This window comes from Pseudoxanthomonas sp. LjRoot143 (assembly GCF_964252945.1).
Classification (GTDB): Bacteria; Pseudomonadota; Gammaproteobacteria; order Xanthomonadales; family Xanthomonadaceae; genus Pseudoxanthomonas_A.
This window is the reverse complement of sequence record NZ_CAXUPM020000001.1, coordinates 3,555,762-3,570,607: the sequence shown is the minus strand read 5'-3', so window position 1 is coordinate 3,570,607 and position 14,846 is coordinate 3,555,762. Positions and strand designations below refer to the sequence as shown.

The following is a 14,846-nucleotide window of genomic DNA, read 5'->3' as shown; positions in this document are numbered from 1 at the left end:
AATCTGGCGTTAATTGGCGCCGATCCTGCGGCAGTACGCTACGAACCGACGCCCATCCTGACTACAATCCGCCGCATGGGGAGCACCGCACTCGAGATCACGCCGACGCTGGCGATTCCGGACGACGAACTGGTCGAGCGCTTCGTGCGCGCGAGCGGCGCGGGTGGCCAGAACGTCAACAAGGTGGCCACCGCGGTGGAGCTGCGCTTCGACGTGGCGGGCTCGCCGTCGCTGCCTGAGCCGCTTCGAGAACGCTTGCTGACCCGGCGCGACCGTCGCCTGACCGACGAAGGCGTACTCGTGATCGACGCGCAGCGCTTCCGCACGCAGGACCGCAATCGCCAGGATGCGCGCGAGCGCCTGGCCGCGATCATCGCCGCCGCGCTGGTGGTGCCGAAGAAGCGCGTCGCCACCAAGCCCTCGCGTGCCGCGAAGGCACGACGACTGGATGCCAAGCGCGAGCGCAGCCAGGTCAAGCGCGGCCGTTCGCAGAAGAACAACTGGGAGTAACCGTTTGAGCCACGACATCGTTCCGCGCATCCCGCCCAACATGCCGCAGGTGCCGCCGAACCGCTTCACCCGCTGGATGGGGCGCACGTTCCTGCGCGTGTTCGGCTGGCGGATCGAAGGCACGCTGCCGGACATCCCCAAGCTGGTGATGATCGTCGCGCCGCATTCGTCCAACTGGGACGGCATCTGGGGCATGGCGGCGAAGATCGCGATGGGCTTCCAGGTGCGCGTGCTGGGCAAGGCGCAGCTGTTCTGGTGGCCGTTGTCGCCGCTGCTGCGCAAGCTGGGCGTGGTGCCGGTCGACCGCAGCTCGCCGCAGGGCACGGTCGAACAGGCGGTCCGCATGATCCGCACGTCCGACAGGATGTGGTTCGCGCTGACGCCGGAAGGCACGCGGAAGCGCGTGGACAAGTGGAAGGGCGGCTTCCTGAAGATCGCCCAGCAGGCGCAGGTGCCGATCCTGATGGCGTACTTCCACTACCCCGAGAAGATTATCGGCATCGGCGACGTGTACTACCCGACCGGCGACATGGAGACGGACATGGCCGCGATCCGCGCGTGGTACCAGCCATGGCAGGGGAAGAACCGCGGGACGTTGTGAGGCTGATGGCGCGGGTCGCGCCTCGATCAAAAAAAGAAAACCCGCCGTGAGGCGGGTTTTCCGTTTGCGGTACGGAGCGAAGCGTTACAGCTTCTCGCCGCCCAGCTTCCACGTGACCTGCACGAAATAGCTGCGACCCACGCTGTCGAACCATGCCGTGTCGTAGTACGGGTAGTTCGACCAGGTCGGATCCTTCGGCGGCATCTTGTCGAGCAGGTTGTTGACCGTCAGCGAGATGCGCAGGTGGTCGTTGATGTCGTAGCGCGCGCCGGCGTTGAAACGCCACGACTCCGGCATCCAGGCATCGTCGGCATAGTTCGGCACGCGGCCGAGGTAGTTGCCGAACAGGCTGGCGCCTAACGTGCCCTTGTCCCAGCTGACGCCCAGGTTGCCCTTCCGGCGCGGCAGGGCGGGGCTGTAGGTGTCGTAATGCAGCATGTCCAGCGTCGGATCGCCCGGGTACTGCTGGCTCTCGTGGCGGTGGACCCAGGTGTAGCTGCCGGTGAAGCGGAAGTCGCCGGCATTGGCGGTCTGCAAGCGGTAGCTGGCGCTGGCGTCGATGCCCGAGGTTTCTTCGCTGGCGATGTTGATCGGGCTGAAGAGGACGCTCGTGATCACGCCATCGCTGTCGCGGATGACGCGGGCGATCGCGTCCTGGCAGGTCGCCGAATTGATATCGACGGGCGTGCCGCTGTCGGTGGCGCCGAGGCGGCAGCTGGCTTCGTCGCGACGGAGTCGCTCGCGATCCTGCGTCTGCACCTGGTTCATCACCTTGATCTTGTAGTAGTCCATCGACAGGTCGAAACCGGCGAACGGCGACCACACGAAGCCGGCGGAGAACGACTTGCTGGTCTCCACGTCGAGCTCCATGTTGCCGCTGTAGACGTCGAAGGTGCTCACGTCGTAGCTGCCGTCGTCGTAGCAGTAGTCGTTGGTGGCGCCGGGCTCGGCGGTGCGGCAGTCGTAGTAGTCGGTCGCGAAGCGGGTGCGGTAGTAGTCGTTGCCGGCGAACAGGTAGTGCATGTCGGGCGCGCGGAAGCCGGTGCCGTACGAGCCGCGGACCAGCAGCGTGTCGACCGGGCGCCATTCCAGGCCTGCGCTGTAGGTGAACTTGCCGGGGTTCTTGTCGCCGTAGTCGTAGCGGTCGTAGCGGCCGGCCAGACTGGCCTCCAGTGAGGACAGCAGCGGCAGGCGCAGCTCGCCCGCCACGCTCCAGCGGTCGCGGTCGCCGCGGCCGTCGCCGTAGCGCGGGCCGTAGTACGCGTCTTCGGTCAGCGCCAGCGGATCGGGGTTGATGCGGTAGGACTGGCTGCCGTACTCGACGGCGCCGGCGAAGCCGACATCACCCGCCGGCATCGTGAACAGCGACGTCGTGTCGACGGTGAAGCTGAGGTTGTCGTTCTTGGCCACCGGCCGGAACGTCGACATGGTGGAAATGGATGCGAACTCCGCTTCCGTCAGCGGCGTGAAAAGGCGCGTCGGGTCCGGGGCATAGATGGCATAGCCGCTGCTCGTGTAGCCCAGTCGTTCACCCAGGAACAGCTCGTTGGCCGCCTCGGCCTTGATGCGCGGCATTTCCACGTCCGCCTTGTACTGGGAGTGGTTGTAGGCCGCTTCCCAGTTCCAGGTGTCCTTGAAGCTTCCCTGGAAGCCGGTGGTCACCGCCAGCGTCTTCTGCGTCGTGGTGTTCATGCGGTTGCGCAGGCCGCCGATCTCCTCGGGCGTGAACTGGCGCGTCCAGATTTCGCGCTGGTCGGTGAGCGCGTTGTAGAACACCTTGGCGCGGTAGTTGTTGGTCGACTCGGGGTCGTGGAATTCCCAGCCCATGTGGTCGCTCGCCACGTCGTTGCCGTTGGTGCCGGTCAGCAGCCTGACGGTCTGGTGCCCGAACTGCGCATCGGCGAACCAGGACAGCGTGTCGGAAATGCGGTACTCGAACGCGCCGTACGCGTTGCCGCCCTTGCGCTCGTTGGTGATGGTGCGATACGCGATGGCGCGCTCGCTGCCGCAGTAGGGTTCGCCGAAACGGTCATCGGCGAGCACCGTCGTGCCTTCGTTGAGGCCCGCCATCGCCGCGCAGCCGTCGGCCGGCGCGATGTTGGTGTCGTCTTCCCAGTTGAGGATCTGCGCGGTCAGGCGCGGCAGCTGGCGGCGCGCCAACGGAGAATCGAGTGTGGAGTCCTGGTTGCGGCGCTCGAAGCCCCACAACGGGCGCTTGTCGAGCAGCTCGACGCCCACGATGCCGCTGAAGTCGCCGCGCTCGAAGCCGGTGGTGACGGTCAGGCGGTGCGACTCGCCGCCGCCACGCTCGGTGTCGCCGTAGCGGTAGTCGAAGATGGTGCCGTCGACCGACTTCTTGAGGATGAAGTTGATCACGCCGGCCATCGCGTCCGAACCGTAGACCGCCGACGCACTGCCGGTCAGCACTTCCACGCGCTCGATCATGCCGAGCGGGATGTTGCCAATGTCGGTGAAGTTGCTGCGGCCGTTGAGCGGCAGCGGGAAGTCGGCGATGCGACGTCCGTTGATCAGGACCAGCGTGTGATTCGGGCCGAGGCCGCGCAGGTCGACCGCCTGGGCGCCGGGCGTCGACTGGGCGCTGGTGGTGTTCTGCTGGCCCTGCACGGTGCCGCTGTTCTGGCTGAGCGAGCGCAGCACGTCCGGCACCGAGGTGAAGCCGGCGGCCTGGATTTGTTCGGCCGTCACCACCGTGATCGGTGCGGGACCTTCAATCTGCGCGCGCGGGATGCGCGAGCCGGTGACCTGCAGCGTCTCCAGTTGGGTCACGGGTTCTTCGGCCTGGGCGCCGCCGCCGGGAGGCGCCTCCTGGGGCGCGGGACGCGGCGCCGGTGCGCGACGCGGGGTGGCGTCGGCCTGGACGATGAGCACGGCGCCGGAGGCATCGCGCTTGGCCTGGAAGCCGCTGCCCTGCAGCAGGCGATCGAGCGCCTGGTCGGTCGACGTGGCGCCCTGCACCCCGGTGGTGCGTCGCCCCTTCAGCTGGTCGGCGCGGTACACGAGCTGCGTACCGGACTGCTTGGCCAGCGTGTTCAACGCCGACGTCAGTTCGCCCGCAGGCAGATCGATGCGGCCGGGGGCCGCCTGGGCCTGGGCGGCGAGCGCCGCACTACAGGCTGCACTCAACAACAGCACGCGCACTGGATACCGCATCGACTCTCTCCCCGGTGGCGCTCGGAATGGCGCCTGTTGGCTATCAGGACGAACGAACCGCGCAAATCCCCCCATGACCTTCGTCGTGGCGTGCGCGGCCTAGCGTGTGTGCAGGACGATACGGTCCGCATGCCGTTCGGCGCGCACCGGGAATCCCTGTTCGAGCAGGTGCGCAAAACCCTCGGCATTGGACCAGCGGAAGTTGCCGCCCACGCGCAGGTCGGCGACGGCGACGTCGGCCAGTTCCAGCTTCCGCGTGTTGAAGCGGTTGAACTCGGCGGCGGCGTCCGCCAGCGAGGTGTCGTCGAAGGTCAGGAAGCCGTCGCGCCACTCCAGGAAGCGTTCCGCCTCGGCGACCGGCACCGAGCGCACCAGCACACCGTTGCGGCCGGCCGTGGCGACGCTGCCGGCCGGCAGCAGCGACACCGGCTGGGCGGTACCGTCCGGACCGGGGCGGCTTTCCAGCCGCACCTTGCCTTCGGTCACCACCACGCGGATTTCGTCCGGATCGCGGCGTACGGAGAAGCGCGTGCCGACGGCGGCGACGCGCCGGCCTTCGGTCTCGACCACGAACGGACGCCGGGTGTCGCGGGCCACATCGAAGAACGCCTCGCCCTGCGTGAGCGCCACGTGCCGTTCGCCGCGGCTGATGCGCACGTCCAGCCGGCTGTCGCTGCTCAACGTGGCGGTGGAGCCGTCGGGCAGGGTGACGGTTTCGATCTGGCCGACCGTGCTGGCGTAACTCGCCTGCTCGCGCCCGGTCAATTGCCAGCCGCCCCAGGCCGCGGAGCCGGCCACCAGCAGCACCAGGGCTGCTGCGATGCCGTGCGGCCAACCGCGACGCCGGTGGCTCGTGCGATCGCGGGGCGCGAAGCGGAGCGTGCTCAGGTCAGGTCGGGCGTCGTTGCGCGGAGTAGTGGCGAACCCCGTCGACCCCGCGCGCGGCGGCAGCGTGCCGGCGGGCAGGCCGGCGGCCAGCGCCTGCAGGCGGCCCGCCTCCGTCCAGGCGGACTGCACGCGCAGGAAGGCGACCTTGTGCCGCGGCGATGCCGACAGCCAGGCATCGAGCGACTGCTGCTCGCCTGCGGTCCAGGTGTCCGCATCGCGTCGGGCCAGCCAGTCGGCGGCCTGCGCCTCAATCTGCCTGCTGTCGGTCATGCGCGTCGTCCTCGTCCATGATGGGCCGGGCACGGCGCCCGTCCAGCGCAGGCACGGCGTCGCCGCCGTACAGGTGGTCGGCGATCAGGCGCATCCCTTTGGCCAAATGCTTTTCCACGGTCTTCTCGCTGATGCCCAGTCGTGAGGCGACGTCCTTCTGCGGCAGTTCCTCCACGCGCCGCAGCCACACCACTTCGCGGCAACGGTCGGGGAGCCGGTCCAGGGCCTCGACCACGCGCTTGAGCGCCTGGCGGGTCCCGGTCCACCGCTCGGGCGACACCTCGTCGATCAGGTAGACGTTCGAGGACTCGAAATCACCCACTGGCTCGATCGACACCACCCGGCTGCGGCGCAGGCGGTCGGTCATCAGGTGGCGCGCGGTGGCGAACAGGAAGGCCTTCGGCGTGTCCGGCCGCGCGCGCGCCGCGGCTTCGTAGACGCGGGCGTAGACCTCCTGACGCAGGTCGTGCCACTCGTCGCGGTGCGGCCAGCTGCGCTGCAGGAACAGCGCCAGCGCCCGTTCGTGCACGAGCACTTCGCTAACGAACCAGTCGTCGAATTCGGTGGGCATGGCCGCACTCTAGCCCAAGCACGCGCGCTTCCGCATGGGGGAACACGGCCGCCGGTTCGTCTCACTTCGTCATCGGTGCGTGGCATCCTGCCGCGACCTTCGATCTGGGAGTACTACGGCATGGTGTCTGTCTTCGGCATGTTGCAGCGCGGCGCGATCTGCGTGGTGGCGCTCGCCTTGTCCCTGCCGGCATGGGCCGCCAAGCCGGCGCACTACGTGCTCGGCGACACCACGGCGAAGACGCCGGGGCAGGTGCAGCCGGGCCTGCTGCTGATGGGTGGCGGCGACCGCAACTTCGATGCGATGCACTGGTTCATGAAGAAGGCCGGCAACGGCCACATCGTCGTGCTGCGCGCGTCGCAGGCAGGCGAGATCGGCGAAGAGTTCTTCAACGAAGTCGGTGGCATCGTTTCGGTCGAAACCTATGTGTTCAGCGATCGCGAAAGCGCGAGCGATCCCGACGTGCTGCGCAGCCTGAAGCGCGCCGACGGCATCTTCCTCGCGGGCGGCGACCAGTCCCGTTACGTGCGCTACTGGCGCGGCACGCCGGTGGGCGCGGCGCTGGACGCGCATGTGCGCGCCGGCAAGCCGCTCGGTGGCACCAGCGCCGGCCTGGCGATGCAGGGCGAGTACCTGTACGGCGCGATGGACGGCGGCAGCCAGATCAGCCCGCGTGCGCTGGCCGATCCGCTCGGTGCGGACAACACCATCGAAACCGGTTTCCTGCAGCTGGCCCTGCTGAAGGGCGTGCTGACCGACACGCACTTCAGCGAGCGCAACCGCCTCGGTCGCCTGATCGCGTTCGTGGCCAAGGCCGAGTCGATGGCGGGCCGTCCGATCCTGGGCCTCGGCGTGGATGAAGACGCCGCGGTCGCGGTGGAAGGCGATGGCAGCGCGCGCGTGTACGCCACTGCGCCGGGTGCCGGCGCGACGGTCGTGAAGGGCGGCTTCGCGCAGAAGCAGGTCGAAGACGAGGCGATGAACCTCGATCGCGTGGACACCGTCATCGCTGGCGTCGATTCCGTACTGCACCTGCCCAGTGGCCGCGTCGAGAAGCCGGCCGCCGAGCGTCACTACGCCGTACGCAACGGCGTGCTGGTGGCGCTGGATTCGCCGCTGCTGGTGATCCATGGCGGCGCCGGTGTCGAGCGCGCCGGCATGACGCCGGCCGACGAAGAGGCCGCGCGCAAGGCGCTGGAAGCCGCGCTGCGCGCGGGCCACGCGCAGTTGAAGGAAGGCAAGCCGGCGCTGGATGCCGTGACGGCCGCCATCACCGTGCTGGAGGATGCGCCGCAGTTCAACGCCGGCCGCGGTGCGGTGTTCACCCACGACGGCAAGAACGAACTCGACTCCTCGATCATGGACGGCGCCACCGGCAAGGCTGGCGCGGTCGCCGGCGTGCACCGGGTCAAGAACCCGATCACGCTGGCGCGCGCGGTGATGGACAAGTCGCGCCACGTGATGATGGTCGGCGACGGTGCCGAAGCCTTCGCCAAGGAGCAGGGCATCACCCTGGTCAATCCTTCGTATTTCCGCACCGAGAAGCGCTGGCAGCAGCTGCAGAACGCGCTGAAGGAAGAGAAGCAGGCGCAGGCCAGAAACACGCCGCGCGAGCTGCCCGGCAAGGCCTATTTCGGCACGGTCGGCGCGCTCGCGCTCGACGCGAAGGGCCAGCTGGCGGCGGGCACGTCGACCGGCGGCATGACCAACAAGCGCTACGGCCGCGTGGGCGACTCGCCGATCATCGGCGCGGGCACCTGGGCCGACGATCGCTGCGCGTTCTCCGGCACCGGCTGGGGCGAGTACTACATCCGCGCCGCCGCCGCCCATGAGGTCTGCGCCCGCGTGCGCCTGGCCGGACACAGCATTGCGCGTGCGTCCGAGGGCGTGATCAATCGCGACATCCCCAAGGCCGGCGGCGACGGTGGCGCCATTGCGCTGGGTGCCGACGGCAGCATGGCGTTCCCGTTCAATACCGAGGGCATGTACCGCGGTTGGATCGGCGCCGACGGCGTCCCGCACGTGGCGATCTACAAGGAAGACCCGCTGCCCGCGCGCTGAGGCGAATGAGGCTATGCTCCTCCCCACAACCAGGAGGGGAGCATGGTCAGGATTCTGGGGATGTGCCTGATGGTCATGGCGGTCGGCGCCTCGGCCGCCGAGTCGGCGCGCAAGCCGGTCTATTTCCGTACCAGTGCGCGCCTGTCGCTGGACGCCCAGGGCGTACCGCAGCAGGTACAGATCGACAGCAAGCTTCCTGCCGTCGTGCGCAGCTCGATCGAAGAGCGGGTCATGCAGTGGCGGTTCGAGCCCGCACGCATGGGCGGTGAACCTAGGTCCGGCGCGACGACCGTGTTCATCAGCGCCTGTGCCGTGCCCGACACGCAGAGCAGCGGCATGCGACTGGCAGTGGATTACGACTGGAACGGTCCCGGGTATGCCAACGGCCTGCCTGTCATCGTCCCGCCCCGATATCCGGTCGATGCTGCCAAGAACAGCAAAAGCGGCATCTTCCGCGTCGTGATCGAGATCCAGCCGGATGGCCGTGCCGAGATTGAGGCCATCGAGCCCCAGAAGGGACAGTTGCGCTACTTCGAAAAGAGCTTGCGCGACTGGGTGGCGGCACTGCGCTATGTCCCAGAAGAAGTGGACGGTAGGCCGGTGGCCTCGCGCGTCGCCATTCCGGTGACGTTCTCGACGGACGATTCGCCCGGCTTCAGGGATGAGATGCGTGCGGCGCGCCAGACCTCGCCCGAATGCGCGGCGGCAAAGGCGGCCAGTCCCGGCGAGGCTGCGCCGAACCCTGTCGTGCTCGACTCGCCCTTCAGGCCCATCACGACGGGTTGATCCGCTAGATCCGCTTGCCAGGGGAAGAGGGATGAAGACGTGGACTTTGTTGGCGCTGCTGTCTGTTGCCGGTATCGCACAGGCGGAGGGCACGAAGGAACCGGTGCTTTTCCCGGCCACGGCCCGGATCACACTGGATGCCGAGGGTGTTCCGCAGGCAGTGCAGGCCAGTTCCCGGCTGCCCGTACCGGTACGTGAGGCGGTCGAGGCGCGCGTGAAGCAGTGGCGCTTCGAGCCCGCGATGGTCGATGGCGTGGCCAGGCCGGGCATCACTCACGTCCGGCTGCAGGCCTGTGCGATCCCGCAGTCGGATGGCGGCCTGCGGGTCGGGATGGATTACCAGGGCAACGGCCCCGGCTATGCGAACGATGCCGTGCGGTTACCCAGGCTGCCGTACCCACCGGCCGCGATGCGGTCGGGCGCGCAGGCCGAGATCGACCTCAACGTGCTGATCGGGGAGGACGGTCTGGCCACGGTGCAGTCGATGAAGGCCACGCGAGGCTCCGTGAAGGACTTCAAGGCGGTCCTGGAAGCCTGGGTGGCGGTCATGCGGTATGTACCCGAAGAGGTGGATGGCCGGCGCATCGCGACCCGGATGCGGATTCCGGTCGCGTTCTCGTTCGAAGAACGCTCCGCACGACGGGAGCGTCAAACCGCGGCGGCGCGGACGCGTGAATGCATGGCCGCCGCCGGGCAGCCGGAAAACCCGACGGATCCGGTCGCGCTGGACTCACCGTTCAGGCCACGCGAGACCGGCTAGTGGCGGACTGCGCGCTCGCGGCCCGGCCCCTTGGCTTCCGCCATCGCAGTGAAGGCGGCCCGATCCGGTAGCCCCGAGTTGCCACTGTGACCCAGGTCGCAAATGTGACGACTGTAAGTTACGATACGCGTCACACTTTCGGTCGACCCCTCCTTGCCTGGAAGGCGTCTTGGGTCGGCTTGCCACAGGGGGCAAGCGGTAAGGGTCCGTTGTCGGATGGACCTGGGGAGCGCCTCTTCCACAGAAGCGTCAGGGGATCCGTTCGTCGATGTCGTACCGCGCTATTGATGCCTTGCGCCCGCGAGGCGCACGTTCCGCACGTCTGCCTCTTTCCTCCGTCTCCCGCACCGCCACGTCGTCCGCTGGCTGGCGCCGCCGCATCTCGCAGGCGGTGCTGCTGTCCGCGGGCCTGCTGCTCGCCGGATCGGCGCTGGCGCTGATCACCAATGGATGGACCTTCAATGGGAACGCCTGGGCCAGCGCCAACGTCAATGGCATCACCGTGACGTTCACCGGGACGGCGGACGAGGCCTATTCGAGCGGCACCTTCAACACCACCAACCGGTGGACCGACCCGTACGGCGCCACCGTGAGCGGTGGCACGTCGTTGACCATGGTCTTCGACAGCGGCAGCGCGCGGAGTTACGTGGTCACCTTCAGCAAGCCCGTCGACAACCCCGTGTTGCATGTCGACCGTATCGGCGGCTTCTATGACAACAACCGGCCGAACAGCACGCGCTGGGAGCTGACGTCGTTCAACGCACAGAGCGGTGCGGTGGCGCTGGAGCGCCTGAACGGCAACCCCCAGTTCGTCGTCGATGCGGCACAGAATCGTTTTTACCGGTCCTCCACCGGCACCTTCAGCGGCACTGGCAGTTCCGAGTGCCTCGGTACCACCAACGGCACCGGCTGCGGTTCGGTCCGGTTCAACGGCACCGGCATCACCAGCCTGACCTTCCGGGTCGACATGATCGGCTCGCGCGGCGATGGCGACGAACTGGAGCTGCGCTGGAGCTTTCCTGGTTCCAGCCTCATCGTGCGCAAACAGTCCGTGGGCGGCACCGGCACGTTCCCGTTCACCACCAGCGGCGCGGTGACACCGTCGTTCAGCCTGACGACCACGGCCCAGAACACGCCCGTATCGTCCACGACGTATCCGATCACCAACCACGCCGCGGCGATCACGCTGAGCGAATCCACGCCGCCGGCCGGCTACGTGATGACGGCCGGCAGCTGCGTCGACCAGACCGGCACGGCGGTGCCGGCCACGGTCAACACCACGACGAGGCAGATCGCCATCGGCGCCGCCAACTACGGCACCAGCCAGACCATCACCTGCACGTTCACCAACAGCGCGACGGCGACGCTGGCGCTGGCGAAGACGTGGGTGAACGCGGCCGTCAACGACACCGCGGCACTGTCGGCGACCGGCGGCGCGAACAACGCCACGCTGGCATCCACCGCCAACACGGCGTCGGAAACCGATACCGGCGTCGCCGTGCAGGTCGTGCCGGGCAACGTCATCACGCTGGCCGAGACGCTGGGTGCGGGCAACGCGCGGACCTACACGGCGAGCGCATGGTCGTGCAGTGGCGGCAGCCTGAGCGGCAACACGCTGACGCTGACCGGTGCGCATGCGGGGCAGGCCATCGTCTGCACGATCACCAACAGCGCACGCGTCACCGACGTGTCGGTGGTGAAGTCGACGGCCCCGGGTGCCGCCGTCAGCGGGCAGGTGAGGAACTTCAGCGTGGTCGTGTCGAATGCGGGACCCGCCGCGGCCGATGGTGCGGTGGTCACCGACACGCCGGGCGCGGGCCTGACGTGCCCGGTGTCGGGCAATCCGATCAGCTGCGTCGCCAGTGGTGGCGCGGCGTGCCCGGGTGCGGGCGCATTGCCCAGCCTGGTCAGTGGTGGCGTGGCCGTACCCACGCTGCCGGCCGGCGGCGCGGTGACGTTCACCGTGCCCTGCCAGGTGACGGCGACCGGCTTCTGAGGCCGGCGCTGCGGCGCGCTTCCCAAGCGCGCCACGAGTCTCCATGATGCGGCTCCGTTCTTCGCCGCATCGATGCAATGAGCCGTACTGTCTGGCTGTGGGTGGTGGTGGTCCTGACCGCCATCGCCCTGGCCGCGACCTTCCTGGTCACGCCGCGTTTCCCCGTTCCCGTCCCCGATGCAGGTCCGCCGGTCACGCCGTTCGGCTGGACGGGACAGCTGTCGCTGGCCGCCGGCGATGGCGTGCGCGGCGTGCGCGACGGGGCGGGTGTGCAGGCCCGCTTCGACGACCCGTGGGGCATCGTGGTGATGGAGGACGGCACGCGCTACGTTGCCGACGCCGGCGATGCCAACCGCATCCGCCGTATCGCGCGGGACGGCACGGTGTCCACGCTCGCCGGCGGCAACGAGGGCTTTGCCGACGGCATCGGCACGGCGGCGGCGTTCCATACACCGTCCGCGCTCGCGCGGGACGTCCACGACAACCTGTACGTGGCCGACACCGGCAACCATGCCATCCGCAGGATCACACCGGACGGCGTGGTGACCACCGTCGCCGGGACGGGTGAAGCCGGTTTCCGCGATGGTCCGGCGACGCAGGCGCAGTTCAACGGGCCCATCGGCGTCGCTGTGGATGGTACGGGGCGCGTCTATGTGGCCGATACCTACAACGACCGCATCCGCATGATCGACCGCGATGGCCAGGTCACCACCCTCGCGGGTGGCGATGCGCCGGGCTTCTTCGACGGCACCGGTGGCGAAGCGCGCTTCGACACGCCCACCGGCATCGCCGTGGATGCCACCGGCGTGGTGTGGGTTGCGGACCTGCGCAATGACGCGATCCGTCGCATCGATTCCCACGGGGGCGTCAGCACGCTGCCCGTGCAGGCGGACCTGCCGACGCAGGCCGGTCCGCGCCGGCCGCTGTCGCTGGCACTGACGCACGACGGCCATCTGTATGTCGGTGAGCTGTTCAGCGGCCGGGTGATGCAGGTGATGCGCGATGGTCGCTGGCAGGCCCTGGCGGGCCACATGTCGGGACAGCGCCTGTCGCGCACGGCGGGCCTGGCTGTCGACGCCGCCGGGGATGTGCACTTCACCGACGCGGGCAGCCATCGGGTGCATCGCATCGCGCCGCTGGCGGCGGGAGCAGCGCCCGTCCCTGCGGTGGTCGGTCCGTCGCAGGACGATCCGCTACCGCAGACGGCGGGACGCTGGCCATTGCAGCCGCAGGAGGGCTGGCACGAGGTGGTCGGCACACTGGGCGAAGTGCGCGGCGACTACCAGGGCGAGAGCCGCCATCACCTGCATGGCGGGCTCGACATCCGTGGCGATGCCGGGGCCACCGTGCTCGCCATCGCCGACGGCAAGGTCAGCAGTCCTTCCGCCGCATGGAACTTCAACGGCCTCAGCGAAGGATTGGGCGTGGGATCGCTGGACTACATCCACATGCGCGTCGGCCGCACGCCGCGCGGCGATCTGCTCGATCCTGCACGTTTCCAGCTGTTGCGCGACCTGAGCGGCGATCCCAGCCGCATCCGCGTGCGCCGTGGCACCCGCTTCGCCGCGGGCGACGCGCTGGGCACGGTCAACCGCATGGCGCACGTGCACCTGTCGATCGGGCCCTCGGGCTACGAACGCAATGCCATCTCGCTGGGCTTCACCGGCTTCACCGACGCGTACCCGCCGCGCATCGACGAGGTCGCCCTGTTCGATACGCTGGACCAGCCGATCGACCAGCGCCAGGACGGCCGCGTACTGGTACCGCGCGACCTGCAGGGCGTGCGCATCGTCGTGGATGCGTGGGACCAGGTGGACCGCAACCTGCCGCGTCGCCGTCTCGGCCTGTACGCGCTGGGCTACCAGGTGCTGCGCGACGACGGGACGCCGGTCGCCGGCTTCGACACCCCGCGCATGACCATCGATTTCCGTCGCCTTCCGTCCGATGAGGCGGTGCAGGTCGCCTATGCGCCCGGCAGCGGCATCACCGTACACGGCAGTGCGGTCACCCGTTTCAAGTACAGCGTGACCAACACGGTCCGTGACGGCAGGTGGGCCGAGGGCGCGTGGCAGGCGGGCGACCTGCCGCCCGGCGATTACACCCTGCGCATCACCGCCCGCGACTACAGCGGCAACGACGCCCAAGGCCGCCGCGACCTGAAGCTGCGGCTGCACTAGGGCGGTCCGTTTTTTTTGGCGGACGCATGTCGATTCGGGCCTCACCGGTCCGTCGCTATCCTGAAAGCGGCCGGAGCGACCGGTCCGCACGACAGGAGATCGCAATGCGCGTCATGGTCATCGTGAAGGCCAGTGCCGATTCGGAAGCCGGGAAGATGCCGGGCACCGAACAGCTGGCGGAGATGGGCAAGTTCAACGAGGCGCTGGTCAAGGCCGGCATCATGCTGGCCGGCGAAGGCCTGCATCCCACCGCGCGCGGCGCACGGGTCCGCTTCGATGGCAAGCAGCGCACCGTCATCGACGGTCCCTTCAGCGAAGCGAAGGAACTGATCGCCGGTTTCTGGCTGTGGCAGGTGCGCAACTTCGACGAGGCGATCGAGTGGATCAAGCGCGCACCGTTCGATGGCGGCGAAGAGATCGAACTGCGCCCGGTGTTCGAGGCCGACGACTTTGGCGACGCACTGACGCCGGAGCTGCGCGAGCAGGAAGCGCGTCTTGCCGAACGGATCCAATCGCAGACCCTACGTTGAGGCCCCCGCCATGAGCACCCAGATCTTCGTCAACCTGCCGGTCCGCGACCTGGAGAAATCCAAGGCGTTCTTCAAGGCCCTCGGCTATGCGAACAATCCGCAGTTCACCGACGAGAACGCCGCCTGTATCGTCATCAGCGACACCATCTACGTGATGCTGCTGGTCGAGCCGTTTTTCCAGGGTTTCACGCGCAAGACGATCTGCGATGCGCGCACGCACACGGAAGCGATCATCTGCCTGTCGGCCGAGTCGCGCGCCGGCGTCGACGCGCTGGCGGACAAGGCGCTTGCCGCGGGCGGCAGCGAGACGCTGGAAGCGAAGGACTACGGCTTCATGTACCAGCGCAGCTTCCAGGACCTCGATGGCCACCAGTGGGAGGTCGTGCACATGGACGAGGGCGCGATGCCGTCCGATTGATGTACCTGCTGTGGCCGGGAGAGCCGCTGCCCGGGGCTCTGCGAAAGCGGCAGGTCACTCTGTCGCGCGCGGCCCCGCCGGTCGAACGCCGGCAGGAACCGGCCGCG

General features: G+C 68.5%; 12 protein-coding genes and 1 pseudogene. 10 read left to right on the top strand and 3 right to left on the bottom strand.

The window, feature by feature from the left end:
* Nucleotides 1-75: 75 nt before the first annotated feature.
* Both arfB and ACSQ1W_RS17295 read left to right on the top strand, forming a co-directional pair.
* On the top strand, nucleotides 76-510 hold the full coding sequence (arfB, locus tag ACSQ1W_RS17300) for an alternative ribosome rescue aminoacyl-tRNA hydrolase ArfB (RefSeq protein WP_436044956.1): 435 nt from the start codon (nucleotides 76-78) through the stop codon (nucleotides 508-510).
* A 40-nt stretch (nucleotides 511-550) separates the two neighbouring features.
* Complete coding sequence (locus ACSQ1W_RS17295) at nucleotides 551-1,111, top strand: lysophospholipid acyltransferase family protein (RefSeq protein WP_436046239.1); 561 nt, start codon at nucleotides 551-553, stop codon at nucleotides 1,109-1,111.
* An 84-nt stretch (nucleotides 1,112-1,195) separates the two neighbouring features.
* On the opposite strand, the gene ACSQ1W_RS17290 is transcribed toward ACSQ1W_RS17295, so the two are convergent.
* The 3 genes from ACSQ1W_RS17290 to ACSQ1W_RS17280 all read right to left on the bottom strand — a co-directional run bounded on the left by ACSQ1W_RS17290 (nucleotide 1,196) and on the right by ACSQ1W_RS17280 (nucleotide 6,011).
* The gene (locus tag ACSQ1W_RS17290; RefSeq protein ID WP_436044955.1) at nucleotides 1,196-4,282 is read right to left on the bottom strand and encodes a TonB-dependent receptor domain-containing protein; all 3,087 of its coding nucleotides are present in this window, start codon (nucleotides 4,280-4,282) and stop codon (nucleotides 1,196-1,198) included.
* Between the two features lie 99 nt (nucleotides 4,283-4,381).
* On the bottom strand, nucleotides 4,382-5,440 hold the full coding sequence (locus tag ACSQ1W_RS17285) for a FecR family protein (protein ID WP_436044953.1): 1,059 nt from the start codon (nucleotides 5,438-5,440) through the stop codon (nucleotides 4,382-4,384).
* Nucleotides 5,418-6,011, bottom strand: a complete 594-nt coding sequence (locus ACSQ1W_RS17280) for an RNA polymerase sigma factor (protein WP_192273798.1) — start codon at nucleotides 6,009-6,011, stop codon at nucleotides 5,418-5,420. The genes ACSQ1W_RS17285 and ACSQ1W_RS17280 overlap by 23 nt, the downstream gene beginning before the upstream one ends.
* A gap of 120 nt (nucleotides 6,012-6,131) precedes the next feature.
* Here ACSQ1W_RS17280 and ACSQ1W_RS17275 point away from each other — a divergent pair.
* From ACSQ1W_RS17275 to ACSQ1W_RS17240, 8 genes and pseudogenes are all read left to right on the top strand, one after another.
* Nucleotides 6,132-6,890, top strand: a pseudogene (locus ACSQ1W_RS17275) (cyanophycinase); the annotation flags it as partial.
* A gap of 213 nt (nucleotides 6,891-7,103) precedes the next feature.
* Entirely contained in the window at nucleotides 7,104-8,072 is a 969-nt protein-coding gene (locus tag ACSQ1W_RS17270; RefSeq protein ID WP_436046237.1) for an isoaspartyl peptidase/L-asparaginase family protein, read from the top strand.
* A 42-nt stretch (nucleotides 8,073-8,114) separates the two neighbouring features.
* A complete protein-coding gene (locus ACSQ1W_RS17265; protein WP_436044952.1) occupies nucleotides 8,115-8,858 on the top strand; it encodes an energy transducer TonB in 744 nt (247 codons plus the stop codon).
* 49 nt (nucleotides 8,859-8,907) lie between these two features.
* A complete protein-coding gene (locus ACSQ1W_RS17260) occupies nucleotides 8,908-9,618 on the top strand; it encodes an energy transducer TonB (protein ID WP_436044950.1) in 711 nt (236 codons plus the stop codon).
* Nucleotides 9,619-9,886: 268 nt separating this feature from the next.
* Nucleotides 9,887-11,614: a prealbumin-like fold domain-containing protein gene (locus ACSQ1W_RS17255; RefSeq protein WP_192273794.1), complete on the top strand. Its 1,728-nt coding sequence runs from the start codon at nucleotides 9,887-9,889 to the stop codon at nucleotides 11,612-11,614.
* Between the two features lie 77 nt (nucleotides 11,615-11,691).
* The gene (locus ACSQ1W_RS17250) at nucleotides 11,692-13,791 is read left to right on the top strand and encodes an SMP-30/gluconolactonase/LRE family protein (RefSeq protein WP_436044948.1); all 2,100 of its coding nucleotides are present in this window, start codon (nucleotides 11,692-11,694) and stop codon (nucleotides 13,789-13,791) included.
* Between the two features lie 104 nt (nucleotides 13,792-13,895).
* Entirely contained in the window at nucleotides 13,896-14,321 is a 426-nt protein-coding gene (locus tag ACSQ1W_RS17245; RefSeq protein WP_436044946.1) for a YciI family protein, read from the top strand.
* 10 nt (nucleotides 14,322-14,331) lie between these two features.
* Nucleotides 14,332-14,739 (top strand): VOC family protein, encoded by a 408-nt coding sequence (locus tag ACSQ1W_RS17240; RefSeq protein ID WP_436044944.1) that lies wholly within the window; start codon nucleotides 14,332-14,334, stop codon nucleotides 14,737-14,739.
* Nucleotides 14,740-14,846 lie beyond the last annotated feature (107 nt).

Excerpts from the sequence above, each read along its gene's own strand:
- arfB (WP_436044956.1), top strand. The coding sequence starts at position 76 with ATGGGGAGCACCGCACTCGAGATCACGCCGACGCTGGCGATTCCGGAC.
- ACSQ1W_RS17295 (WP_436046239.1), top strand. The coding sequence starts at position 551 with ATGCCGCAGGTGCCGCCGAACCGCTTCACCCGCTGGATGGGGCGCACG.
- ACSQ1W_RS17290 (WP_436044955.1), bottom strand. The coding sequence starts at position 4,282 with ATGCGGTATCCAGTGCGCGTGCTGTTGTTGAGTGCAGCCTGTAGTGCG.
- ACSQ1W_RS17285 (WP_436044953.1), bottom strand. The coding sequence starts at position 5,440 with ATGACCGACAGCAGGCAGATTGAGGCGCAGGCCGCCGACTGGCTGGCC.
- ACSQ1W_RS17280 (WP_192273798.1), bottom strand. The coding sequence starts at position 6,011 with ATGCCCACCGAATTCGACGACTGGTTCGTTAGCGAAGTGCTCGTGCAC.
- ACSQ1W_RS17265 (WP_436044952.1), top strand. The coding sequence starts at position 8,115 with ATGGTCAGGATTCTGGGGATGTGCCTGATGGTCATGGCGGTCGGCGCC.
- ACSQ1W_RS17255 (WP_192273794.1), top strand. The coding sequence starts at position 9,887 with ATGTCGTACCGCGCTATTGATGCCTTGCGCCCGCGAGGCGCACGTTCC.
- ACSQ1W_RS17250 (WP_436044948.1), top strand. The coding sequence starts at position 11,692 with ATGAGCCGTACTGTCTGGCTGTGGGTGGTGGTGGTCCTGACCGCCATC.
- ACSQ1W_RS17245 (WP_436044946.1), top strand. The coding sequence starts at position 13,896 with ATGCGCGTCATGGTCATCGTGAAGGCCAGTGCCGATTCGGAAGCCGGG.
- ACSQ1W_RS17240 (WP_436044944.1), top strand. The coding sequence starts at position 14,332 with ATGAGCACCCAGATCTTCGTCAACCTGCCGGTCCGCGACCTGGAGAAA.